The following is a 23706-nucleotide window of genomic DNA, read 5'->3' as shown; positions in this document are numbered from 1 at the left end:
CTCTCTGGTTCGGTCCTCTCAGTTGGCTCGGCGCTCTCGCATCTCTTCGAACGCGGTCGCTGGCTCACGGAACCGGTAGTCGATCGTCTCGTAGAGACGCGACGAGTCCAGACTGCCGTCTGCTGGTCGCGGTGCCTCCTGACCAAATTCTTCGGTCGTGATCGGCGTGACGTGTGTCGGGTCGTAGCCACACACTTCCGCGAGCTGACGAGTGAACTCGAAGCGGGACTGAGCGACGGGCCCAGCCGCGTGATACAGACCGGTGTCGCCCCCGCGGGCAACTTCGACACACGCTCTCGCCAGATCGGGTGCGTACGTCGTCGTCGATACCTGATCGTCGACAATCTGCATCTCGTTACCCGATTCAAGTTCACCAAACACCCACGTGACGAAGTTTTCGTTCGCGAGACCGTACACGACACTCGTACGGAGCACCGTGGCCTCGTCCGCGATCCGGGCCGCGCGTTCGCCCGCGTACTTCGTCTCTGCGTAGTAGTTGAGCGGTGAGACGGGATTGTCTTCGACGTACGGTGTCTCGGTCGGATTCCCGGGGAACACGTAATCGGTCGAGAGGTAGACGAAGTGAGCACCGACTTCGTCGGCCGCGACCGCCGCGTTCCTCGTGCCCGTCGCGTTCACACGCCATGCACGTTCACGCGCAGTTTCACAGTCGTCGACCGCGTGAAACGCGGCCGTGTCGACGACAGCATCGGGTTCGAGGTCCTCGATGACGGTTGCCGTCTGTTCCGGGTCCGTCTTGTCCAGTTGAATCCCGGTGTGGTCTCTCTGTGTCGTGTGGTAGGTCGCGTGAACGTCGATGTCTGCGGCCTCGGCTTCCTCTACGATGTTCGTACCGACGAGTCCAGAGCCACCGATGACGAGCAGTCGCATATCGTGATGTTCCAAACAGAGGTTCTAAACTCATTCCATCCGTTCGAGGATCGCCTCTGACAGGTGTTCACCGAACGGTAACGACGATGTGAGTCCCGGTGAGACCGCATTCAGCACGTGCGTCGACCGGGGTCCATGCTCGAAGAGCGGATCTTTGACGAGTGTCCCGTCGTCTCGAAGAATCTGGGCCCGAATTCCCGCGTAACTCTTCTCGAAGTCGTCGGGTTCGACCGACGGAACCAACGACTTCGCCGCGTCGACGAACGCTTCTTTCCGATACGATTTGTTGAGTTCTGTCAGCGCGACGCGAACCATCTTCGAGGACGAAAACAGCCTCCAGAAACCCTCGTAACCGAAGGTCTCGGCGAGCTCTGCAACGTCGAACTGAGTGTTCTCGTAGGCCTCTCTGCCGAAGGCCAGTACCGCGTTCGGACCGATGATCACCTTGTCGTCTGTCCGCCGCGTGTAATGCACACCGAGGAAGGGAAGCTCTGGGTCCGGTGTCGGGTAAATCATCGAGTTCACCAGATCGCGCTTCTTCGGGACGAGCTCGTAGTACTCGCCGCGGAACGGAACGATCTGGTACTGCTCTCCGACGCCCATCTGGTGTGCCAGTTTATCGGCGTACAGGCCGGCGGCGTTCAGCAGGTAGGAAGCCGTGATCGTGCCGTTGGACGTTTCCACGTGATGGGTATCGCCGGACCGCAGGACGCGCTCTACTTCATAGCCCGTGAAGAAATCAACACCGAGGTCCTCCGTATCGCCAGCGAGCGAATACACGTACTTTTGTGAATCGACAGACGCAGCCTCCGGACAGTAGAGCGCTGCCTGGCCGGCCGCGTGTGGTTCGTGTTCGCGGATGGCCGCCCGGTCTTCGAGAATTTCGGTCTCGACGCCGTTTTCGGTCGCCTGGTCCTGAATCTCTGAGAGACGGCGTCGCTCCTGCTGGTCGGTAGCGACGACGAGGACGCCGAGCTCTTCCATGGGTATGTTGTTCTGGCGACAGTACGACTTCATCCGTTTCGTGCCTTCCGTCGCAAACTTGGCTTTCAGCGAGCCCGGTGAGTAATTGAATCCGGGATGCAAAACGCCGGAGTTGCGACCACTCTGGTGCTGTGCGAGATGGTGCTCTTTCTCTACGACACAGATATCGAGCGACGTCTCCGTTGCCAAGTGATAGGCCACAGAGCAGCCCACGCATCCGCCCCCGACGATCGCAACGTCGTACTCTGGCATATTTGGTACTGCTATTCTACGGTATTGAGGTTTGTGTTACTCAACTTTCCCCGCGTGTCGGCTGCATCAAAAGAAGTAATAGCCACGGAGGAGTTGGCCAGATTGCAAACAAATGATACACGACGTGGAAGTCAAAGACCTCCAGATCAACGCCGACGAGCGTGGACAGCTGACCGAAATCTGGCGGTCAGACTGGGACTTCTATGCCGGTGACGACGAACCGGAGATGTCCTACTTCTCGGAGACGTACCCAGGTATCGTCCGTGCGTGGCATCGTCACCACCGTGGTCAGATCGACCACTTCGTCGTTCCACGGGGGAAAGCGAAGGTCGGCATCTACGACGACCGCGAGGGGTCACCCACGGAGGGCGAACTCGACACGTACATCATCGGCGAGGGTAGCATGAACGCGATCCGCGTTCCGGGCGACTGCTGGCACGGGTTCAAGGCTGTCGGCGACGAGCGTGTCCTCTTGCTCAACTTCCCGACCAACCTCTACGACTACGAGGACCCCGACGAGGAACGGCTGCCCTACGACACCGACAAGATCCCGCTCGACTGGGAAGAGCCTCCACACGAGTAGACCATGAAGGGTGTCCTACTCGCAGGCGGGACGGGATCGCGTCTTTACCCAATCACGCACACGGGCCCGAAGCAACTGGTCCCTATCGCGAACAAGCCGGTGCTCGACTACGCGATCGAGGACTTCAAGGAGGCTGGTATCACCGAGATCGGCGTCGTCCTGGGTCACAAAGGTCGTGAGGCGATCCAGGAACACCTGGGTGACGGGTCGGACTTCGGCGTCGACATCACGTACCTCGTTCAGGGCGATCCACTCGGGCTGGCACACGCGATTGGCTGTGCGAAGGACTTCGTCGGCGACGACTCCTTCGTCGTCTATCTCGGTGACGACCTCATGCGCGAGGGGATCGAGGAGATGGTCGCGGACTTCGATCCAGAGGAGTACGCAGCCGGGATCGGCCTGCAGGAGGTCGACGAGCCGTCTCGGTACGGCGTCGTCGGCCGGAACGAAGCCGGCGACATCACCGAACTCGCCGAGAAACCCGACGATCCGCCGTCGAACCTCGCACTGATCGGCATCTACGTGTTCACACCGGCGATCTTCGACCAGATCGAGCGTCTCGAACCGTCCTGGCGCGGTGAACTGGAGATCACCGACGCTATTCAGGGACTCCTCGACGACGGCAACCGAATCCAGTCACACGTCGTCCACGGGTGGTGGAAAGACACCGGCAAACCGGGAGACGTGCTCCACGCCAACCGACTGGTCCTGGACGCGATCGAGCGTGACCTCGCCGGCACTGTCGAAGACGAAGAGTCCGTCATCGGTCGCGTCGAACTCCACGACGGTGCCGTCATCGAAGCGGGTGCCGTCGTTCGCGGTCCGGTCTCGATCGGTCCGAACACTCGGATCGGCTCGAACGCGTACATCGGACCGTACACGAGCATCGGTGCGGACTCGGAGATCGACGACGTCCACATCGAGGCCAGCGTCACGATGGGCGACAACGAGATCTCTGCGGAGCGAACGATCGTCGACAGCCTCGTCGGCCGTCAAGCGACGATCACGTCAAGCGACGAGAAACAACCTGCCGGGGACCGAATGGTCGTCGGTCGCAACTCCACGCTCGAACTATAACAATGCGTATCATCACACTCAGTTGCCCCGACTGCGGGACCGTCGTGGCGGGAAACGTCCTCGAAAGTCGACGCGAGATGAAGTGCCCGGGTCTCGACTGCGAGGCCGTCCTCCGATTTTCGGACCTCGCGGACGACGACCGCGAGCACATCCTCGCCAACCGAGAGAAATATACGATGGAGTGACGAGAAAGCAATCATGACAGTACTTGTTACTGGTGGCCTCGGATACATCGGCTCGCGACTGATCCGTGAGATTCCGGACCATCCCGCCTTCTCGGGCGAAGAGATTCGCATCATGGACAACTTCCGACAGCCGCGGTTTCACGCGCTGTGGGACCTGCCGTCCTACGCCGACTACGACTTCGTCGAAGGCGACATCCGCGACGCCGAGGACCGCGCGGCGGCACTCGACGGCGTGGATACGGTCTTTCACCTCGCGGCGATCACGAACGCACCCGAGACGTTCGACATCCCGGAAAAGACGTGGGAGGTCAACCACGAGGCTGCCGTCGACCTCTTCGAGGACGCTCGTGAAGCCGGCGTCGACGAGTTCGTCAACGCCGTCACCTGCTCGGTGTACGGAACGACCGAAGAAAAGATCGAGGAGGGCTTCGACTGCGAGCCCGAGTCCCCGTATGGGGAGGCGAAACTCGCCGCCGAACAGGAGATGTTCGACCTCTACGACGGCGAGATGGGCCTGACCGGACTCCGCCTGGGAACCGTCTACGGCTGGACCACGGGGATGCGCTTCGACACCGTCGTCGACAAGTTCGCCCTGCTGGCGGCGATGGGTGAACCCCTGACGGTCTACGAGGGTGCCGAAGATCAGAAACGCCCCTATCTCCACGTCCAGGATTCAGTCCGGTCGATGCTGTTCGCAGCCGAGAACCTGGGCGACGGGGAGGCCTACAACGTCGTCGGCCAGAACGGTCGCCTGCAAGATGTCGTCGACGCCATCGAAAACCACTTCCCGAACGTCGAGATCGGCTACACCGAGGCGGAACAGCTGAATCAGCTGTCCTACATCGTCAGCGACGAGAAGATCCGCTCGGAAGGCTTCGAGACGGGGTACACGCTCGATCAGGGTGTCGAAGAGCTAGCCGACAAGTTCCGGGCGTTTGTGTGACTCCCCCTCAAATTCTTGATCTTGTTTAGAGCATCTTTCTTCCCCTCCTCTTCTGAAGTCTGAAGCAGGCCAATTTGAATCAGTCTGCAACAATTCGATACAGAGAATACGCCGCTGCTGCGAGATTGGCCATCAGCCACGCGTAACCGATTCCCATTATACCTCTTGTTTCCATCAGTGGGATAGAAGCACCATAGGTAACGATATTCAGTACCAGGTAGGTAATGAACAATTGGATGAGGTTCGATCTGACCCGGCACCGGGTAATGTATGCTGCAACGATCGTAAACGGTAGTGCAGCGATCACCAGTAGCTTCAATACTCCGCCAGCGGATTCATAGCCGGAACCGAACAGCGAGAGTAGTAGTCCGCCAAACAAATAGACTCCAGTGATGAATACAAAAAGTATCGGAATGGTGAATAAAAAGTACTTTTTGTAATCATAGCCGTCACTTTCGTTAGAACCCTCTGCGAATAGCGAATTCGCTGTGGCTCGCGGTATCTGGATGGATAAGAATGCAATTGACCACGCGATGAAAAACTCTGCATTCTCTTCTGGACCCAGCGTTGCGACGACGAGTACTGGAAGAAGTAGGCCAGGAAGCTCCTCCAGTATCCTGGATATGTAGTTGACAAATGAATATCGGACTGAGCTCGGATACATCTCTCGTAGGGATTGATATGGTGAAACTGTAGTTTGGATCTCGATAGAGAAAAGCGAAACCTGATATGAGGCTTGCAAACATACCGATAAAGTATGCAAACACGACTGAAAATGTGTGTGAAATGACTGAAATTAAGAGTGCTGGGATTCGAAGCCCCGATATCATATGTTGGGCGAACGCACGATGAGAGCGCTGTTGTGCGATAAACACCCCTTTGGAGAGGACATCTGCCATCGTTGTCGTCATCGTTGCACAGATAATCAACCCCCAGAACGGCCAAGCGGTCACTATATCGAGGTCTGGGGTCCATAGGTTCTGTCCAAGAAGATATATGATACTATATACGAAGCCGAAAACTGCGACTATAGCGACTATAAAGTTCGTTAATGACGACTGGTTGTTGTATTTATGATAATATTTAATAATACTAACTTCCAGGCCTGCCAAAGATAGAATCGCAAGAAGTCTGATTATTGAAACGATAGCACTCCCAAGACCGACCGCGTTTTTTGTAGTGACCTGTGCCGCGACCAGCCAAAACAGGAAGCCGATACCGGCACCAGCAGCGTTCTTGAGGATGAGAAATAGCCCATTTCGATACAGCGATTGATTGAAGAGTCGTCGGAAAGGATCAATCAGATTGTTCACACTCACCATGTATATCCACCATCACTGTCCGATCTAGTATCGGTTGTAGGCAGAGAGACTCCATCTGTGGTCTGATCAAGTATCATCTCTTCACTGTTCTCATCCGTTGTGAAACGTCATACTCCCACCATTAGTGTATATCTTCTGATGCTGGTTGATTCGTGGCCAGATCTGAGAGCGATTATAGTAGATATGTGTCGGGCTTCGTTGTTTAGTGAGCTTCTGATCACTCGTTTGGAATGATCGGAAATAAACATATCCTCCTGGTGAGACAGAGTTATTATAAATACTGTCGTATTTTTCAAACTCGGGTCGTTCTTCGGGTGGAGCGCCAGTCCCTAATCCACCATATGATAGAAGTGGGCCCCATGTCCATCTGTTTGCACCAGTTGCATGTATTTTCGCACCTTGCTGTCCAGACGCGTCGGCACTCTCACTTGCCTGAATGTGTTTACCAAGCCACCTTCCTGACTTGACATCTTTTTTTGGCCAGACAGAGGACCAATATGAGAGATTAAACTGGTGTGTTCCAATTTCCTGTGTACGGTCTCCTGCAAGTGCAAAATTGATCGAGTAGTCGTTCCCTCCGTTGACATTTGCTACAACACCAGAACCGACCAACAGCATAATGAGCATGAACACAGCACTGATCTGTACGATGTGGTCGTAATCAACCCTATCGGCCTCTTTCAGAAAAACCTGCGCCAGAAATATCATACCAAGAACAAAGAACGGCCCAAGTAGGGTGAGCATCATCGGTACCATTCGATCTGGGTTAAATTCACGCGTTGGTAGAATTGTGGTCCCAACCATAGCAACAGCGGTTACTCCAATAAGAGCGTATTCACCTGCGATGGACTCGTTGATCGGCAGTCTAGAGCGCGCCTTTGTGAATAGAGATAACACTCCAATACCAATAACGCCGAGAAGGACAACCAGCATTGGCACATAAACAGCGATGCTGAACGGCAGTTCACCACTCGCAACTTTATTGATGACGACCAATATATATGATTCACTGGAAGATTCTGATTGCAGACCTTCTGACAATAGCTCTACTGTTCGCTGTGTGAACTTAACAAGAAGTGTGGACGCGGTGACGAACATATCTGCTACGAAAGTATTGTACCAGATCGCCATCGTGGCAAGGAGTGGTAGGGAATATACTATTGAATTAAGCCGTTTTGGTGGATTGGGAAGTGAAATTGAACGAAATGATACGCTGAAGAATCCGGAATCATTCCTTGAAAGCCTTTCTTCGATAACTTCCCTGAATGGAATGTATATACTGACACACAGATAGAGTGTGAAGAAGATAAGGACTGAAATGAAACTTGTCGCATAATGACTCATCACCATCCCAAAAACAGAGAGAATTGCAATAAGGTTGTATTGATGAAGCCCAGAATAAATAAGCAGAAGTAGAAACACTATCGCTGCTGATGTTCTCGTATTGAACGACAGTGTCCGAAAGTACCCGTGCATGAATAATAGTGAAAGCGACCCAATAAATACTGATCTTTTCATTAACGTACTCCCGATGTATTAAAACCATCAATAATATAATTGCTGGTAAAAACAGCGGTCGCACTGACTTGAAAACCCACGACAATGATTGGTCTGTGACAATTGAGATAACTGGTGTTAGAACAGTCAGGGTCGGTAGTGTATTGTGTCGCAGTAATGTCGTCTGATAATCCCAGTGATGGTGCTGGAGGGTTGACCAAGCTGCATGAAATTCGTTGCCTTGGTCTCCGAGATTGGAAATATAAGGGGCTAGATAGTGGGAGAACAAGTGCAAGTGAAATTGCAATTGCTACGAGAAGAACCCAGTACTCCAACGTATCTGGTTCTCGATTGGGCCAGAATAACCAAAATGGCGACATTCCAATCACTGCAAATATCAGCGTGAGTGATCCCATTTCTTGTGTGGTTCTGGCCCAGAGTCCAGCAGCTACACTTGCTGATATAAGAATAAAAGAGAATTTTACTGTCCTTGAAAGATCGCTCACGCCACGCACTAACGCTACACTCAATTTAACACTAACGGAGTGACAGGCCGAATTTGTCTCTCAGACTATCTAAGTGATCGTGTCCGGTTTTAAATGGATGATCTATAGTTGGTGTCGCCCTCGGTTATATTTGATGTTCGCTTTTGAAAATCACTCTCAGATCTCGGAAACGGCTTGAGGTATATCACCAGCGGGAGGGTGAATAGAGAGCAAGCTATGAACAAAAGATCTGCAACAGTATGGTCATTCCGACGGTATGCTTTAAATCTCATCTTGCCGTGAGTCAAGTGCTCTAATACATTCTCAAGCCGGACATCATAAATTCCGGTATCTGGATGGATGGAATATGTATCTAGAACAGCATACATTGGTACATTAGAATCCATCAAACGACGGCTGAGGTCAACATCTTCTCCTCTTCCAGGAAGTTCGAAAACAACACTATCAAGCTCTTGTTCGTATACGATTCGCGGTATAATAACTCCGTCTCCAGGAACAAAATTCACCTCTGAAACGCCTGTATGGTTGTCCACGATATAGGGAATTGCGTATCGTTGCCAGTCAAGCAGTCTGACGGTTCGGTGCTCGGTTGATACTCGATGGTTTTCACGTGCAGTTGTCCAGACGGCGTCTGGTGATAGGCAATTTGCAAGTGTTTCTAAGTAATCGTTGGTGAAGATTGTGTCATGATTGTAACAACATATGTACTTGCCATTACTTGAATCGATTCCACGGTTGGTTCCCGCTGCGAATCCGAGGTTTTCGTTGTTTTCGATGAGTTGAATGGGTAACTCCTCTGCGTACTCTTGTACGATCTGAATGGTGCTATCACTGCTATTGTTATCGACGATAACAACTTCGTAGTCGTCGAACTCCTGCTTAGCAACAGAATCCAATGTTTTGGGAAGGCAATCTTCTGCATTCCACGTGAGAAATACAAGTGAGAAAGTAGGGTTCTCAGACTTCTCTGACATTGGCACTTGCTTCCACCCTCTCATACTTATACGTTCATACCACTCCTACGGAGAGAGAGAAGAACAACTATGTAGGTTCTTGTCCAAGCCATATCACGAATGAATCTTGAGGCACGATCTCTGTCGTCTCTCGTCGTCACAGGTGGTACGGGATTTCTCGGACTTCACGCCTGCAATTACTTCAGTGAACAAGGTGCTGATGTCACTGCTGTGGACTTGCACCCGTTCCAAGAAGACGACGATGTTGGCGACGTTGAATACGTACAGGGTGACGTACGCGATCAGGAACTGATGAACGAATTGGCCGATGAGGCTGATGCGATTATCCACGCGGCATCTGCGATCCCGACGTGGGACGACGAAGAGGTTCACGAGGCCGTCGTTGATGGCACCAGAACGACGCTCGATGCTGCTGAAAATGGCGACGTAGATCGAGTAATCTACCTATCGTCTGCCGCTGTGTACGGTCGGAGAGACGATCCACCTGTCACAGAGGACTCACCACTGCAACCAAGAAGTGTCTACGGTAAAGCTAAACTCGAAGCCGAGCAGGTGTGCCGGGAGTATCGTGAAGACGGGTTGTGTGTCCCCGTTGTCCGCCCGCAGGCACTCATCGGACGGCAGCGCCTCGGAGTCTTCCAGATCCTCTTCGACTGGGTCCACACAGGTGCGAACGTCCCTCTGGTCGGTGCTGGGAAGAACAAGTACCAGCTCTTGCACGTTGACGACATCGTTGCGGCACTGGATCTGTTGCTGAGTGCTGACCGCGACGATGTCGATACAGAATTCAATCTCGGGGCGGCAGAGTTCGGAACGATGCGTGAAGATTTTCAGGCGCTCATTGACCACGCCGGAACAGGCAAGCGTGTGATCGGAACTCCAGCGTTCCTGGCTATTTGGGGACTCCGACTCCTAACGCTGTTCAATCTTTCACCACTCTATCCGAGTCTCTATGAAACAGCAAACGAGGACACGTATCTCAACGTCGAGAAGATTCAGAGACTGGGATGGGAACCCCAGTACTCGAACCAGGAGGCACTTATCGACACGTATGAGTGGTATCGTGACAACTTCGTACGTGAAAAATCCGAAGGCGTTGTGGGGAACCGTACCGCACCGGATCAAAAAGGACTTCGTTTCGTCAAGAAGTTTTTCAAGGTGATCTAAATATGTGCGCTGAAAGGACCATCGTCGTCGGATTGGACGGCTCGAACTGGCCGCTGATCGAGCCCTGGATCGAGCAGGGAGATCTCCCGAACTTCGCTCGGCTCAGAGACGAGGGTGCCCACGGCATCTCTCGTTCTCGACTGCCGCCCGTCACTTGCCCCAACTGGAAGTGCTACGCGACGGGCAAGAACCCGGGCAAGCTCGGCGTCTACTGGTGGGAACGGATCGATACGGAAAACCGGAAGATGCACCTCCCGGATTCGACGGACTTCGACAGCCCCGAGCTGTGGGATTACCTCAACGACGACGGTCGGTCTGCCGGCGTCGTCAACCTCCCGATGTCGTACCCGCCCCGAGAGATCGACGAGTTCATGATCGCGGGCGGCCCCCGCTCCAGGGAACGGAACTACTCGAAACCGGACGATCTGCAGGCCGAGGTCGAGGACCGCTTCGACTACCGGATTCACCCCGAGAACGTGCTCACGTCCAACGAGGACGCCGAAGCCGAAGTCGAGATGGTGTACGACCTCCTGCGGACGCGTCTCCGGACCGCGCACACGCTCTTCGAAGAGCGCGACTTGGAGTTTCTGCACGTGACGCTGTTTCACCTCAACGTGTTGCAACACTACTTCTGGAACGAGGCGGAGACGAAGCGTGCCTACGAGATCATCGACGAAGAACTCGAACCGTTCGTCGACGGCGACTACAACCTCGTCTTGATGTCCGATCACGGGTGTACCGAGATCGACACGGTGTTTTACGTCAACCACTGGCTCGAAGAGAAGGGGTACCTCGCGACGGAGTCGAGCGTCGCCTCACGGCTTCACGATGTCGGTCTCACACAGGAGCGGGTTGCGTCGATCGTGCGTTCGATGGGTCTGGAAAAGGTGATTCGCCCGCTGATCCCGCGACCGCTCATCGAGCGGTTTCCCAGCGACGAGGGCGTGGTCCGCGAAGCGAAACTCGACATGGTCGACTGGGAGAACACGACGGCGATCGGGAGTGGCCAGGGACTCATCTACGTCGTCGCCGACAGCGAGTCCGAGCGAGTGGAGATACTCGAGTCGCTCGAATCCGATCTCGAAGCCGCGACCGGCCTGAACGGCGAACCGATCGCACGTTCGATCCACCGGCCCGACGAAGTCTATTCCGGTGAGTATCTCGACCGTGCGCCGGATCTGATCTTCGACCAGCGTCCTGGCGTACACACCGGCGAAGCCATGGGCCAGACGGAGTCGTTCACCGAGCCGTCCGGATGGAACGCCGAGAACGTGCCTGCCGGGATGGTCTTGTTCCACGGCGACGACATCGAGCCAGGAGAAATCGATCCGATCCGGATCACGGACATCGCGCCGACAATCCTCGATTGGATGGGGCTCTCGATCCCGACGGACATGGATGGCGCTCCGGTGAAGTCGATCTTCGCCGAGGGTAGCGCACCTGCAGAACGGGCGACTGAAACGCGTCGACCGCTGTCGTCGCTCGACGAGGCGACGCAGGACGCCGACGAACTCGACGACGCTGTCGAAGAGCGATTAGAGGACATCGGCTACCTCGAATAGGGGGCTTCACTCCACGACGAACTCGTCGTAGGCGTCGTCGACCGTCCTGAACGCATAGCCCCGCTGGCTGAACTTTTCCAGAATCGATTCGAACATCGCGAACCCGTCGTCGTTCCGTGAGTAGATCGACTTGTAGAAGGTCGATAGCTCGTCGAACGACGGTGGATTCACGAGATCGTGCATGTGAATGTTGAAGATCACGACCGACGGTGGCCTCGCAGTCAAGAGTCGCGTGAACGGACGACCGAGGAGCCGGCAGTAGGATAGTGCCGTTGGCACGCGGAGCAGCGAGGAGTAGACGGTAAACGGGATCTCGACCAGATCGTGTTCCGGGAGGTAATGTGGGGCCGTCGGAGCTGCCGTATTGTTGAAGTGGTTCGGTCGCCACGACGGGAAGAGACTGGCGTCGAAGTCGTAGCCGGCGTCGGCCAAATACTGATAATCACTGTCTCGAATGTTTCCGTTCGGGAGTCTGTACCCCGTCGGCTGCCGTCCGAAAAATGATTCGAACTCGCGGGTACTGTCGGTGATCTCCTCCTGGATCGAGGTCTCCTCTCTCGGCCGGTGGGTGTGTGAGTGTGGATGGAAGCGAACGTCGGCCCCGCAGTCCCGCAGCTGCTCGACGACATCTGGTCGTTCGGTCAGGAGCTCCGTTTGAACGAAGACGGTGAGTGGAACGTCGAGCCGTTCGAGGATCGCCACGAGCGTGTCGACGTGGTCGACCGCCTGGTACGTGTTCTCCGGCAGTGCAGTTCCGTAATCACATTCGAAATCGAGCGTGACGAAGACCGACTCTTCGAAGGGCCATGCTATCTTGTGGGCCGACTGTGCCGTCATGAGCTTCGTGGAGTGGTTCCGAAGCGTCAGGTATCAAGGTGCTGTTTCAGCGAGTGGAGAATAATGGCCGTGAAACACGCGAAGATGCCTGCCAGGGCAAAGAACGCGGACGTGATCGCGAGCCCCATCGGAAACGTCCCCGACGAGATGTAGTTCGAGAACGTCCAGTAGCCAAAGCCCAGGCCCACGAACGAGCTCAGGAATCCGGGGACGCCCAGGGTCGTTATCGGCCGTTCGTGTTCGACCGTTCGCAGGATGTTGCTCACCAGTGTGATCCCGTGTGAGACCGGATGTTGGCTGCTGGCGTTCTCGACGTCGTAGTCGATGGTGGTCCCGACCTCTTCGATGCCGTACTCGTGGGTGTGTGCGTGGTGGAGAATGTCGGTACTGGCACTCATCTCGTCGCCGATACCACCGTCCTCGGCGAGGCTCTCGATCGCGCGCCGGTCGTAGGCGCGGAATCCACTTTGGGTATCACTGACCCACGACCGTGGCCGGACGACGCCGAAGCTGAGATTCGTCAGCACGTTCACCACGGTGAGCCCGAACCGCCGATACAGGGGCGCGTCGGTGTCGCCGTCGTCGGCGAACCGGCTCCCGATGACGAGCTCGGAGTCGGTCTCTTTCTGGACTGCAACCAGACGGGGGATATCTTCGGGGTCGTGTTGTCCGTCGGCGTCGATGACCACGAGGTGCGTTGCATCTCTGGCGTCGGCCTCTCGGAACGTCGTCTGGAGCGCCGCCCCGTAGCCGCTGTTTTCCTCGTGTTCGACGACTGTCGCCCCTGCAACTGCTGCGAGTGTCGCCGTCTCGTCCTGGCTGCCGTCGTCGACGACGAGCACCTCGTCTGCGACGGAACGCGCGGTTTCGACGACCGACTCGATGGCCTGCTCTTCGTTGTACGCCGGTATGCCCACGAGCACCTCGGGTGTCGCCGCTGTCGGCGACTCACTTTCGATCGCTGCGTCGGTACAGAACTGCTCCGTCTCTGCCGGCTCGACACTCCGCTCGTAGTCGATCCGTTCCTCGACGTCGAGGTGGACCAGGAGACCGGAACAGCCGGCTTCCTCTGCGGCGACGGACAGGCACCGACGGACTGCGTCGGGTGCCAGTTCGTCCGTTCGCAGCGGGACCACTTTCGCACCCAACTGTTTCGCGAATCGAACGCTCTCGTCGTCTGATCGGTCCAGTGTGGCGACGAACACGTCGTATCCCCGCTGCTGTGCTCGCAGGATCGCACGGAGTAACGCTTCCGTGTTCTCCTCTCTCACGACGAAGCCAACGGCGTGTCCCGGATCGGCTGTCGTGACGCTCGAACTCTGTTTCTGTTCGTATGCGTTCTCAGACATCGTTGCTTAGATCACCACGCGGTCGTTCGCCGGCAGTGTGTTGTGATGCAGCATCCGTAACTACCGTGGTATGTCCACGCATTCGTCGCGTGGATACACCGCTCGTACGGGTGGCAAACAGCGTCAGATTTTGTTGTTGTCTGCTACTCATTTAGCCTCTTACACGGCCACTACTGTTTGGTGGTTGTTCCGAATCACGTCTTTTCGATCGCTCCTCCGACCAGCGCGTTCACCACAGACACGTCAAATCCGACTCACGAACGTTCCGCGGATATCTGATCATTACTTTACTGCAACTGTGAAATCGAGTCGGCATATAGCTATTGGATTGTATGAATGTTAACGCCTGCCGCCAAACCACCGGACGGCGATGACGGCCCTCCGTATCGTGTTCACGTCATCGTAGGTGCATTTTAAATCAGCGTAGTCGACGCGTACAGTGTCGGGATCCGATTTCCGTCCGCGCTCGTCTACGCACGGCCTCGCTCGTCCCCTCTGCTTTCGCACACTGACTCTGCTGGGACCGTTCACCCACTGTCAGAACTCACGTTCACCCACAGGTGAGTCTCCCGGTAGGCCGTCTCGATCGAGGCGTTTTCCGGAGCGTCGCCCTGGTAGAGCGTGAACAGCAGGCGCAGGTTCCGACCGGTCGTCGTCGGCTCGATGTCGACCGTTCGATGCTCGGTCTCGTTGTCCGCCAGTCGCGTCTGATAGCGACCGAGTTCCTCTTCAGCATTCACTCGACTTTGGGTGCCGTTGGGGCCGGTGAAACTCACGTTCTGGAGTTCCATCACGACCGTGTAGTTCGTCGGCTGGTGTTCGTGGTTCCCGATCCCGACGACGACGGACTGGGACTGGCTCCGGACGAACTCCTCGGGGTAGTTGTCGGCGACGAGTTCGCCGTCGTCATTCTCGGTCAAGAGGTAGAACTCGCTGAACGATTCGCCCCGTGGTGGGTCAGTCATAGCGTAGCCGACACTCCCGGCGGCCAGCAGGATACTGAGTACCAGCAGGACGTTCAGGGCGCTGTCAGTTCGTGTTTCGGGCTCGAACAGTTCTGTCCGCGCACCCGTGATCCACGCTCGATAGGGAACACTGAACTGTTCTTCGGGTGAGAGCGCACGTCGACGGCGCGCTGCAACGGCGGTCGCGACCAGCGTGAAGCCACCGACGCCGACGAGGATCGGCACGAGTCGAATCCCCCACGGCGTGAAGTTCAGGACGAGGACGATCAGCGGGACGAGCGCGATGCTGAGTCCGAAGGAGAGGGCAACGCGTTCGATGCCGTCGATACCGCCGTCCTCGGTTCGGTCGGCGTCAGCTTCGTCGCCGTGTTCGGCTGGTCCCGCTCCCGCCTCCGGAAAGAGTGCCGCGATGAAGGCATAGCCTGGGATGAACAGCGTAAATGAGAGGCCCAGGACGATACGCAGCGGCGTCTCTCGAACCACTGGCATGGTCGCAGCTGCGGCTGTGAGCAGTGTGAGGACGACGATCGCCACGAGGTCCGCAGGGAGCGTCCGGATTGGCTCTGGCAGGAGGGCGCGCCACTGGACGTCGTCAGCCATTGATACTGGTGTATCATCCACCTGGGTTAAAAGATGGTCGACATTCCGTCCAGCGATCGAATCGGGCCAGTGTCAGTCGTCGTCCGACGCGTCGGGCGGTGGCCGCTGCTCGCGACCGTCCGACTGCCGTCCGCGCTCGGCGGTCGGCAACTGCACACGGTCGCCGGCCGGGAGCAGCGAGACGGGCGACGCGGTCAGATACGGAATTGTCGCCGCGAGTGCGCCCAGGAGGGCGAGGCCCACACCTGCGAGGGCGAGTACCGTGAGCAAGACCGGCGGCGTGGCCGTCGAGAGGCGGAACCCGAAGAAGACCAGCCAGCCCGCTCGATTCAGCGCGACCATTGCGCCGACGCCGACCAGCACGGCGAGCAGCGCTGCCGGGATCGCGATGCGCAACACGTCCCCGAGGATCAAGCGCAGGAGCTGACCGCGGGTCGCCCCGACCGAGCGGTGGATCCCGATGGACTGTCGGCGCGCGTGGACGGCCTGTGCGAACGTCGCCGTCGTACTCCCGACGGTGCTTAGTCCCGCCAGGACGACGAGCGCGACGAGGACGAGCTGGACGTTCCCGAAGACGCCCTCGACCGAGCGCTCGATCGTCGTCCCAGAGGCGAACTGCCCGCTGCTCGCGACTGCGGCTGCCAGCCGGTCGTCTCCGGTGACGGTGTAGCCGGCTGTCGCGATCGCCGTGCCGTTGGCGTTCAGCTGGAAGGTGTACTCGCCGGGCTGGGTCTGTGTCCCCGCTCCGGCGGTGTATTCGATGCGCGTCCGGTTCCCCGGAGTCAGCGTCACCTGGCGTTCACGGGACGAGACTGGACCGACGACGGTCACCGTTCGGGTGAGCTCCTGTTGCCAGGGGTTCGCGAGTTCGACCGTCACCGTCGGGTTCGTCAGCGCGTTCCCCGACTGTGGCGACACGCTGAGTCGGCCGGAGAGGCGGCGACCACTGCCCGGAACGATCTGGAGATCGTGCGTTGCGGTCTGACCGTCGTGCTTGGCGGTGATCGTGTAGTTGCCCGCCTCTCGAGGCAGTGGGATCACTGCGACGCCTTCCTCGCCCGTCTGGACGGTGACGCCGTCGACGGTCACTGCCGCGTTTGCGACCGGGCTGTCGTCGTTCGAGACGACCGGGACGTACAGTCCGCTCCCGGGTGGTGCGGTCTCGGGCAGTTCGGGTGGGATGCGGACGGCGTCTGGCGAGAGGACCGTCACGTTGTGTGTGTACGAGCCAGCGGTCGCCTGCGCCGTGCCGGGCGTTCCGGCGGCGAACGTCGTCTCGACGGTGGTGCGCTCACCCGTGGTGAGTGTCACCGTTCGGTCTCGACTCTCGTTGCGGTATCGCACCGTCACCGTTCGGGTCTGCTCTCCCTCTCCGAAGTTCTGTAGTGTCGTCGCCAGCGTGACGTTCTCTCTCACTGTGGTTCGCTCCGGGCCAGTGAACTCGGTGATCGCCAGCCCGCTCTGGTTGGCCCTCTCGGGACCGCCGCCGTCCCCTGTCGGAACGTCACCGGCGACGCGGATCATGTGGACCTGCCCTTCTCTCGTCGCCAGTCCCCACGCTGATTCGAGCGGGATGACGAGGAGGTCGTCCAGCGTTCCGCGCGCTCGATACGTCCCGACGATCTCGTACTGACGGATCCCCGGTGAGACGCTGCCACCGACTGTGAGTGTGTCCCCGACCGCGACGTCGAGGGTCTGTGCAAGGTCCGTCCCGATGACGGCTTCTTCGGTCGTCTCGGGGGCGTGACCCTCGACGAGTGTCGCGTCCGTCACGTTCGCAAACGAGTGATAGTCGGCCCCGTGGGCCATATAGGGTTGTCCGTCGCGTACCTGCGCGTAGATGATTTCGGCACTCGCGGGCGTGCCACTCGCCTCGATCGCCTGGGCGTAGTCCGCGTCGAGTCGGCTGTTCAGGGGATGGGGTGCGTCGGCTTCTGTGATCGTCCCTGTCCCTCCGGCTTCGCCACCAAGCGGTGATGCCAGTCCCGCGATCGAGACGACGAGCAAGAAGGTGAGGGCGAATACGCTCAGCGTCGCTGCTGTCGGGACGAGCGAGCGCCAGGAGAGGAGTTTCGGCGTGACCACAAGCTCGCAGGCGTCCGAGACCACTATCGGCCGCCACCGGTGTGTCGGGCTTCGTGTGGCGAGTTCCCAGTGTCGCCGGTGGCCGTGACGCCGCGGGATAAGCTGCCAACGCCCCGGCGACGACCCCCATCCCGACGAGCAGCCCGGCGACGCCACCGACGACTGACACGCTCTGGCCGGTCACCGTCACGTCGAGGGCGATCGGCAGTCCGAGATAGACGGCCGTGTTGACGATCGCCTTGATCGCGATGAGACCGCCAGCGTAGCCGATCGCCACGCCGATGGTCACCAGCAGCGTCGCACGAGCGGCAAACAGGAGGCCGACGCGCCAGCCCGGCGCTCCGGTCGATCGGATCACGCGGATCGCCTCCGTTCGATCACGGACGCTCATCCGGGTGACACTGTAGACGACGACGAGTACGAGCAGCCCGCCTGCGGCGACGGCGATGCTCAGCGCCCAGAGCACCTGTTCGAGTCCGCTCAGGACGTACAGCAGTGCGTTCACGATCGGGCTCCCGACTTCGGGGACGGTGTTCGCTCCTCGCTCACTCCGGTCGATCACGAGGTAGCCGGTCGTTCCCAACTCGTCGACGACCGAGGCGTTCGTGACGTACCACGTCGGCTGGACAAACTCGTTCTCGTCGTCGCGCGGGACCAGCGAGAGCGTCGTGGTCTCGGAGGGGCCGTCCAGCGTCCTGGTCTGCTGTCCAGTGACGGGACCCCGTCCGTCGGCGTCGGACGGCAGCGTCGGTAGCCGCCCCTGTTGCCACGCTACGGAACCGTTCTGGATCACCCGTGGCGCGTCCGGCGGGATGCCGAGGACGCGGACCGACTCGCCCTCGACCGTCGCCGTCGTCGTCGGCAGGACGATTCGCTGGTCGGTCGCTGCCGGTGGCTCACCGTCCGCGGTTTCGTAGCTGACCGTCGCGGAGTTCGAGAGGGGTTCCGCGAACGTCTCCGAGTACGTGGTCGCGGTGAACAACAGCAGCGCCGTCCCGACGAGGAACGCGGCCGTCACCGCGACGACGACGATCGTCAGTCTGTCGCGGCGCGACCAGCGGAACAACAGCGCGCGTCGATAGCCCATCTTCGTCCCTCAGCTGGTCTGTGACGGCGTCGTCTGTGGCTCTTGCTCGTCCTCAGTACCGCTCTCGACGAGACGTCCGTCTTCGAGTCGAAGTTGGTCGTCGAACTGCGTCGCCAGCTGTGGGTCGTGACTGATCACGACCAGCGCGGTGTCTGTCGTCTCCTTGATCTCGAAGAGCAGGTCCAGCACGGCCCCGGCGGTGTCGGGATCGAGCTGTCCGGTGGGCTCGTCCGCGAGGACGATCTCGGGTCTGTTGGCGAGTGCGCGCGCGATCGCGACGCGTTGCTTCTCGCCGCCGCTGAGCGTCGCCGGGTACTGCCGTTCGAGATCCGAGATGTCCAGCTTCTCGAACAGCGTATCGAGCCACGCCGGGTCGCGGTCTCCGGCGTGTTCCTGGGGCAGCGCGGCGTTTTCACGTGCCGTCAGGTCGCCGATCAGCTGGAAGTCCTGGAAGACGAACCCGATCGTCGACTGTCGCAGCTTCGCCCGCTGGCGTTCTGCGAGCGCACTCGCGTCGCGTCCGTCGACCTGGAGCGTCCCGGCCTCCGGGGCTTCGAGCAAGCCGAGGACGTTGAACAGCGTCGTCTTGCCGGCACCGCTGGGACCCTGTACGAGGAGCGTCGCATCCCCGTCGACGGTGATCGACACGTCGTCGAGGATACGCTCTCCATCCCGCGTCACGACCAGATCGGAGCCAACGAGGACGGATTCAGGCACTGTCGTTCGGTTTTCCCGGAGCCGTAATGTATCTAGTGGTCGGACAAAATTCGACGCGTCGGGGTCCGGACGGAAGCGAGTCGGCGCGTCGGCGGCCCAGCGGGGAACTGACGAGGCAACCCGCTCAACAGGCGCTCTCGTTGCTCCCGGTGCGCGGCTGGACGAGCGCCAACGAGTCGAGCCCTCGCGTGGCGTACACAACGTCGTTGTGCGCTCGCCAGCGATCGAGTGTCGGCTCGGCGATGCGCTCGGCCGGTGCTGGGAAGAGGTGTGCCCCCGAGGTGGCCCACGACTCCTGGGTCAAGGTCGGACACTGCGGTGGCGGACCGCCCTGTAACCACGCGGTGACTGCTCGCTGTGAGTTGGCCGTGCCGTCGGGGTACGTGTGTGTTGCGACTCTGCCGAGCGGATCGTCGGTCGTCCACGGCTGTGTCGTGTGCTGTGCGGCGAACGACGCCGCGGCGAACTGCGACTGTGACGTTACCGCGGGTCCCGTGAGCGTATCGAGGTGGACGAACGCGACCGGCAGCGTCGCGACGGCACTGAGCAGGACGACGGCGGCGAGGACGGCGCTCAATGTACGGTCGAGCCCTCCACCGCCGTCACTCGCCACCCCGCGTGTCTCGGTCGCTTTCGACCGTGCGTCGTCGCCGGTCCCGACCCGTCTCACGGCGAGCGTGCCGACGCCGACGGCGGCGAGGACGAAGATCGCGATGTGAACGAAGACGTGACCCCGGATTGCCGTGTCGAAGTACTCCGGCGTGAGCGCCGCGGTGAGCGAGAAGTACACGGCGACGATCGGACCCACCAGGAGCGCGAGGACGACGACACCGCTCCCACGACGTTCCCAGCTCACCGCCGGGAGGCCGACGAGTGCCAGCACGACGGGGACGGCAAACGCCGCGACGACGACGAGCAGCGCCGGTGGCGTCGTCTGCATCCCCGGAAACACCGACTGGCCGACGTTGGCCGCGAGCGCGACGAACCAGAGGCCGATCGCGACCCCGATCCCGAGTCGCTGCACTGTCGCGCCGGTCCGCTGGAGCCAGGCGACGCCGACGACGAGGACGATCAACCAGGCCACGAAGAGGCCCGGATAGGCTGTGACGCGGTTCACGTAGGGCACGAACAGGCCGAGCTGTTCGGCGACCTCGTAGTACCCCCACAGATACACCCAGAAGCCGCCGACGAGCCCCACCGCCGTGACGATGCCGCGCCGATCGGGTATCTGGGCGAGGTACGCGCCGAACACCCCCGTCACGACGAGCCCGGCGACGAGCGAGCTGAACGTGTGCAAGAGCGGGAAGGTGAGGAAGAACAGTCCGGACAGGGCGAGCCAGCGTCCCCGCCGACGAGATCGCGTGAACAGCCGATGGACGGCGAGTGCGAACAGCGGCACCAGGAGAAAGGCGAGCGCTTCCTCGTCGGTCGTCCCGCTGCGACGGACGTACAGGCCGGTCACGGCGAGCCCGAAGCCGGCCAGGCCGGTCGTGAGCGCCGTCCGCCCCGGCCGCCAGCCCAGCCGCCGGCCCAGACGACGAGCGAGCGCCATCGCGGTGAGACAGGATGCCCCGCCGGTGATCGCGACCACCGGCTGGGCGACGAACAGCGGTCGTTCCCCGGTGAGCAGCCCCGCGACCGTCAGCACCGTCGTGAACACGAAGCTGTCGGCGCGAAACTCGTCCAGCGGGAACGATCCGATACGGATCGTCTCTTCGGCACGCCACACGTACTCGAATCCGTCCAGCGTCGACGGGAGCGGACTCCACTGCAGCGTCCCCAGCCGTGTAGCGAGCGCGACGGCGAAGACCGCCGCGACGAGCAACGCGTACCCCTGCCTGCGGCCGGTGGCCCTCATTAGTTCAGTCGTTAAATGCAGCCCTCAAGAGGTTTGGTGTTTCGACCCACACGCCGCCTTGTCTCCCGACCCACTGGTCTACCGGTCGCCCTGTGTTGTCGTGTCGGCGGCGTCCTTCGAGGTCCCGATGTGAGTAATTCGCCAGACGCTCGCTACAAAATACTAGTCATTCGTCAGTAGAAGGAGCACAAAAGTTTGCTACTGTTCTTCCAATGATAACGCTTATATCATTTCCACGAATCGATATGCTAAGGATCCGATATATGAATGGGCTATTTTCAGGTGGCCGGCAGACTGCCTTAGCGATCGCGTTGACCGTGCTAATGCTCGGTGCGCCGATCGCCGGGACCGTGTCTGCGGCGTCACTGAACGACCACGTCAGCGGTTCAGACGTTGCACAGTCATCGTCTGCACAGTTCGAACAGACGGCACCGACTCCGTCGATCAGAATCTCGTCCGGACAGACGCCCGGATCGGGCGGCGTCCCGGCCAAGGTCGACGACAACTACGTTCTGAACCCGGACGAGACGATCGCAGTTCACGGGTTCGCACCTGCCCAGTTACGTCCCAACGACAACACGAAGTCGTCGGCAGCCACCTCGATCCAGAGTGCCCAGGTGACTGCGACGGTGACCGCCAACGACAACGAAGTCGATCTCGACCTCGACAAGGAGGAGTTGAACGTCTACGACGAAGGGACAGCGATCGAGTACCAGTACACGCCCCCGACGGGGGTCAGTGAGTACAAGAACGACGACTACCAGCTCGTCGCTGCCCGGATCGGGCCCGACGCCTCTCGGCCAGAGTCGGTCGAGGACCTGCCGTCGCTGCTGACCGACAACTCGAACGTCGAGGCAGAGGTCGTCGAGACGTACCGCGACCAGGAGACGATTCTCGACGACGAGCCGGTCACGTACACGCCCACGGAGTCTGGCCGATACGTGGTCGGTCTCGTTCAGATCGAGGACAGTGGCGGCAGTTCCGACCCGACTGGGTTCCAGGAGACGACCGCCGGCAACATCGACACCGACGACGAAGTGACGATCATCGGTGCAGACAGCTTGCTCGTCCAGGAAGGCGAGAGCTCGATCAACGCCCCCTCGAGCATCGCTCCGGGGAGTACGCGAAACGTCGCGGTCGACGCCGGTGACGACCTCAGGAGTATCCAGGACGGGAAGGACGTCAGTCACACCGTCCTCCTCATCAACGAAGACAGACTGAGTCAACAGGACGTTCACGCCACCGGGAACGAGGACGATATGGTCACCTCGATCGACTCGTCGATCAAAGAGATCAAAGCCGACAGCGACCTCTCCAGTGGTGCCGAGCCGTTCGGCACGTCGATCGGTACCAGCGACACCAGCGACGTCATCGACGTGACGACGCTGCTGGACAACGTCGTCGACTCTGACAACATCAACACCGATGGCGGTGAAACCCTCTACGCGGCCGTCGGATCCACCGTCGGCGACGCCAAAGACGAGGTCACGATCACCGTCCCGGAGGGGACCCCGGCCGACACGTACACGCTCGTCCACGTCGCGACGATCGACGGCGAGACGCGCTCTTCGACGACCACGATCGAGCGACAGGTCGGCTCGCCCAAAATCGAGGTCTCCCCCAGCGATACGATCGACTTCGGCGAGATCAAGAAAGGGAACGACCGCACCAAGGAGTTCACGATCAAAAACACCGGAACCGCCGAACTGACGGTCACCGACATCACCACGAGTGGAAGCTACAGTGAGTCGTTCACTGTCGGCGAAACCTTCCACAAGATCGGTGCCGGCAACTCCAAGACGGTCCACCTCACCTTCGACAACGCCCGGAGCTTCGACAACGGACAGCTGACGATCGAAACGGCCCACGGGACGACGAAGACGATCGCGATCGAAGCCACCGTTACGAAACGGGACGACGGTCGCGACCCCGACGACGATGACGACGATGACGACGATGATGACGATCCGACGGATACGCCGACGGACACGCCGGATACCGACACGCCCGACGACACGCCGGACACCGATACGCCCGACGACACGCCGGACACCGACACGCCCGACGATACGCCGGACACCGATACGCCCGACGACACGCCGGACACCGACACGCCCGACGACACGCCGGACGACGGTGACGACGATGACGACGACACGACCCAGGGAGACGGGCCCGGATTCACGCCCGTGATGGTGCTGGTCGCGCTGGTCGCGACGCTGGCTATCCTCAGACGGCGAGCCTGATCTCCCGGCCACTTCGATT

18 protein-coding genes and 2 pseudogenes are annotated in these 23706 nt (G+C 59.4%); 7 read left to right on the top strand and 13 right to left on the bottom strand.

Translation table 11 applies throughout. The annotated features are described in order from the left end of the window. Positions 1 to 18 precede the first annotated feature (18 nt). Complete coding sequence (gene rfbD, locus AC5FRZ_RS13505; protein WP_372480340.1) at positions 19 to 891, bottom strand: dTDP-4-dehydrorhamnose reductase; 873 nt, start codon at positions 889 to 891, stop codon at positions 19 to 21. Between the two features lie 30 nt (positions 892 to 921). Then, positions 922 to 2127: an L-2-hydroxyglutarate oxidase gene (gene lhgO / locus AC5FRZ_RS13500; protein WP_493564843.1), complete on the bottom strand. Its 1206-nt coding sequence runs from the start codon at positions 2125 to 2127 to the stop codon at positions 922 to 924. A 112-nt stretch (positions 2128 to 2239) separates the two neighbouring features. Between lhgO and AC5FRZ_RS13495 the strand changes: the two genes are divergently transcribed. The 4 genes from AC5FRZ_RS13495 to AC5FRZ_RS13480 are packed head-to-tail and all read left to right on the top strand — an operon-like array spanning position 2240 to position 4915. Then, positions 2240 to 2710: a cupin domain-containing protein gene (locus AC5FRZ_RS13495; protein ID WP_170092426.1), complete on the top strand. Its 471-nt coding sequence runs from the start codon at positions 2240 to 2242 to the stop codon at positions 2708 to 2710. A gap of 3 nt (positions 2711 to 2713) precedes the next feature. Then, entirely contained in the window at positions 2714 to 3787 is a 1074-nt protein-coding gene (locus tag AC5FRZ_RS13490) for a glucose-1-phosphate thymidylyltransferase (RefSeq protein WP_170092425.1), read from the top strand. Between the two features lie 2 nt (positions 3788 to 3789). After that, positions 3790 to 3972: a hypothetical protein gene (locus AC5FRZ_RS13485; RefSeq protein ID WP_493564842.1), complete on the top strand. Its 183-nt coding sequence runs from the start codon at positions 3790 to 3792 to the stop codon at positions 3970 to 3972. A gap of 13 nt (positions 3973 to 3985) precedes the next feature. Beyond that, positions 3986 to 4915 (top strand): NAD-dependent epimerase/dehydratase family protein, encoded by a 930-nt coding sequence (locus AC5FRZ_RS13480; RefSeq protein ID WP_493564841.1) that lies wholly within the window; start codon positions 3986 to 3988, stop codon positions 4913 to 4915. Positions 4916 to 4994: 79 nt separating this feature from the next. Here AC5FRZ_RS13480 and AC5FRZ_RS13475 read toward each other — a convergent pair whose 3' ends face one another. From AC5FRZ_RS13475 to AC5FRZ_RS13460, 4 genes and pseudogenes are all read right to left on the bottom strand, one after another. Next, a complete protein-coding gene (locus tag AC5FRZ_RS13475) occupies positions 4995 to 5579 on the bottom strand; it encodes a polysaccharide biosynthesis protein (protein WP_493565097.1) in 585 nt (194 codons plus the stop codon). A 43-nt stretch (positions 5580 to 5622) separates the two neighbouring features. Beyond that, positions 5623 to 6237, bottom strand: a pseudogene (locus tag AC5FRZ_RS13470) (oligosaccharide flippase family protein); the annotation flags it as partial. Between the two features lie 90 nt (positions 6238 to 6327). Further along, positions 6328 to 7713 (bottom strand): DUF2206 domain-containing protein, encoded by a 1386-nt coding sequence (locus AC5FRZ_RS13465; RefSeq protein WP_493564840.1) that lies wholly within the window; start codon positions 7711 to 7713, stop codon positions 6328 to 6330. 616 nt (positions 7714 to 8329) lie between these two features. Continuing rightward, positions 8330 to 9214 carry a glycosyltransferase family 2 protein gene (locus AC5FRZ_RS13460; protein WP_493564839.1) on the bottom strand — a complete coding sequence of 295 codons (885 nt, stop codon included), beginning with the start codon at positions 9212 to 9214 and terminating at the stop codon, positions 8330 to 8332. 99 nt (positions 9215 to 9313) lie between these two features. Between AC5FRZ_RS13460 and AC5FRZ_RS13455 the strand changes: the two genes are divergently transcribed. Both AC5FRZ_RS13455 and AC5FRZ_RS13450 read left to right on the top strand, forming a co-directional pair. Then, positions 9314 to 10381, top strand: a complete 1068-nt coding sequence (locus tag AC5FRZ_RS13455) for an NAD-dependent epimerase/dehydratase family protein (protein WP_493564838.1) — start codon at positions 9314 to 9316, stop codon at positions 10379 to 10381. 2 nt (positions 10382 to 10383) lie between these two features. Continuing rightward, positions 10384 to 11943 carry an alkaline phosphatase family protein gene (locus AC5FRZ_RS13450; RefSeq protein ID WP_493564837.1) on the top strand — a complete coding sequence of 520 codons (1560 nt, stop codon included), beginning with the start codon at positions 10384 to 10386 and terminating at the stop codon, positions 11941 to 11943. 6 nt (positions 11944 to 11949) lie between these two features. On the opposite strand, the gene AC5FRZ_RS13445 is transcribed toward AC5FRZ_RS13450, so the two are convergent. From AC5FRZ_RS13445 to AC5FRZ_RS13415, 7 genes and pseudogenes are all read right to left on the bottom strand, one after another. After that, positions 11950 to 12780: a polysaccharide deacetylase family protein gene (locus tag AC5FRZ_RS13445; RefSeq protein WP_493564836.1), complete on the bottom strand. Its 831-nt coding sequence runs from the start codon at positions 12778 to 12780 to the stop codon at positions 11950 to 11952. Between the two features lie 26 nt (positions 12781 to 12806). Beyond that, positions 12807 to 14129 (bottom strand): glycosyltransferase family 2 protein, encoded by a 1323-nt coding sequence (locus AC5FRZ_RS13440; RefSeq protein WP_493564835.1) that lies wholly within the window; start codon positions 14127 to 14129, stop codon positions 12807 to 12809. 527 nt (positions 14130 to 14656) lie between these two features. Next, a complete protein-coding gene (locus tag AC5FRZ_RS13435; RefSeq protein WP_493564834.1) occupies positions 14657 to 15694 on the bottom strand; it encodes a DUF8471 domain-containing protein in 1038 nt (345 codons plus the stop codon). Between the two features lie 72 nt (positions 15695 to 15766). Then, positions 15767 to 17803 (bottom strand): FtsX-like permease family protein, encoded by a 2037-nt coding sequence (locus AC5FRZ_RS13430; RefSeq protein ID WP_493564833.1) that lies wholly within the window; start codon positions 17801 to 17803, stop codon positions 15767 to 15769. Positions 17804 to 17915: 112 nt separating this feature from the next. After that, positions 17916 to 18170 (bottom strand): annotated as a pseudogene (locus AC5FRZ_RS13425) (FtsX-like permease family protein); the annotation flags it as partial. 705 nt (positions 18171 to 18875) lie between these two features. Continuing rightward, the gene (locus tag AC5FRZ_RS13420; protein WP_493564832.1) at positions 18876 to 19583 is read right to left on the bottom strand and encodes an ABC transporter ATP-binding protein; all 708 of its coding nucleotides are present in this window, start codon (positions 19581 to 19583) and stop codon (positions 18876 to 18878) included. A gap of 124 nt (positions 19584 to 19707) precedes the next feature. Further along, entirely contained in the window at positions 19708 to 21441 is a 1734-nt protein-coding gene (locus AC5FRZ_RS13415; RefSeq protein WP_493564831.1) for a sodium:phosphate symporter, read from the bottom strand. Between the two features lie 323 nt (positions 21442 to 21764). Between AC5FRZ_RS13415 and AC5FRZ_RS13410 the strand changes: the two genes are divergently transcribed. Next, positions 21765 to 23687 carry a choice-of-anchor D domain-containing protein gene (locus AC5FRZ_RS13410; protein WP_493564830.1) on the top strand — a complete coding sequence of 641 codons (1923 nt, stop codon included), beginning with the start codon at positions 21765 to 21767 and terminating at the stop codon, positions 23685 to 23687. Positions 23688 to 23706 lie beyond the last annotated feature (19 nt).

The sequence above is a fragment of the Halomicrobium sp. HArcht1-1 genome, from assembly GCF_058933285.1.
Note: the sequence above shows the minus strand (reverse complement) of the source record. Positions and strands in the feature narration are given on the sequence as shown.

Bases quoted from the DNA above. Each gene is read 5' to 3' on its own strand.
- AC5FRZ_RS13450 (WP_493564837.1), top strand. From the start codon at position 10,384: ATGTGCGCTGAAAGGACCATCGTCGTCGGATTGGACGGCTCGAACTGG.
- AC5FRZ_RS13495 (WP_170092426.1), top strand. From the start codon at position 2,240: ATGATACACGACGTGGAAGTCAAAGACCTCCAGATCAACGCCGACGAG.
- AC5FRZ_RS13485 (WP_493564842.1), top strand. From the start codon at position 3,790: ATGCGTATCATCACACTCAGTTGCCCCGACTGCGGGACCGTCGTGGCG.
- lhgO (WP_493564843.1), bottom strand. From the start codon at position 2,127: ATGCCAGAGTACGACGTTGCGATCGTCGGGGGCGGATGCGTGGGCTGC.
- AC5FRZ_RS13440 (WP_493564835.1), bottom strand. From the start codon at position 14,129: ATGTCTGAGAACGCATACGAACAGAAACAGAGTTCGAGCGTCACGACA.
- AC5FRZ_RS13460 (WP_493564839.1), bottom strand. From the start codon at position 9,214: ATGTCAGAGAAGTCTGAGAACCCTACTTTCTCACTTGTATTTCTCACG.
- AC5FRZ_RS13490 (WP_170092425.1), top strand. From the start codon at position 2,714: ATGAAGGGTGTCCTACTCGCAGGCGGGACGGGATCGCGTCTTTACCCA.
- AC5FRZ_RS13415 (WP_493564831.1), bottom strand. From the start codon at position 21,441: ATGAGGGCCACCGGCCGCAGGCAGGGGTACGCGTTGCTCGTCGCGGCG.
- AC5FRZ_RS13480 (WP_493564841.1), top strand. From the start codon at position 3,986: ATGACAGTACTTGTTACTGGTGGCCTCGGATACATCGGCTCGCGACTG.
- AC5FRZ_RS13435 (WP_493564834.1), bottom strand. From the start codon at position 15,694: ATGGCTGACGACGTCCAGTGGCGCGCCCTCCTGCCAGAGCCAATCCGG.
- AC5FRZ_RS13465 (WP_493564840.1), bottom strand. From the start codon at position 7,713: ATGCACGGGTACTTTCGGACACTGTCGTTCAATACGAGAACATCAGCA.
- rfbD (WP_372480340.1), bottom strand. From the start codon at position 891: ATGCGACTGCTCGTCATCGGTGGCTCTGGACTCGTCGGTACGAACATC.
- AC5FRZ_RS13475 (WP_493565097.1), bottom strand. From the start codon at position 5,579: ATGTATCCGAGCTCAGTCCGATATTCATTTGTCAACTACATATCCAGG.
- AC5FRZ_RS13410 (WP_493564830.1), top strand. From the start codon at position 21,765: ATGCTCGGTGCGCCGATCGCCGGGACCGTGTCTGCGGCGTCACTGAAC.
- AC5FRZ_RS13455 (WP_493564838.1), top strand. From the start codon at position 9,314: ATGAATCTTGAGGCACGATCTCTGTCGTCTCTCGTCGTCACAGGTGGT.
- AC5FRZ_RS13445 (WP_493564836.1), bottom strand. From the start codon at position 12,780: ATGACGGCACAGTCGGCCCACAAGATAGCATGGCCCTTCGAAGAGTCG.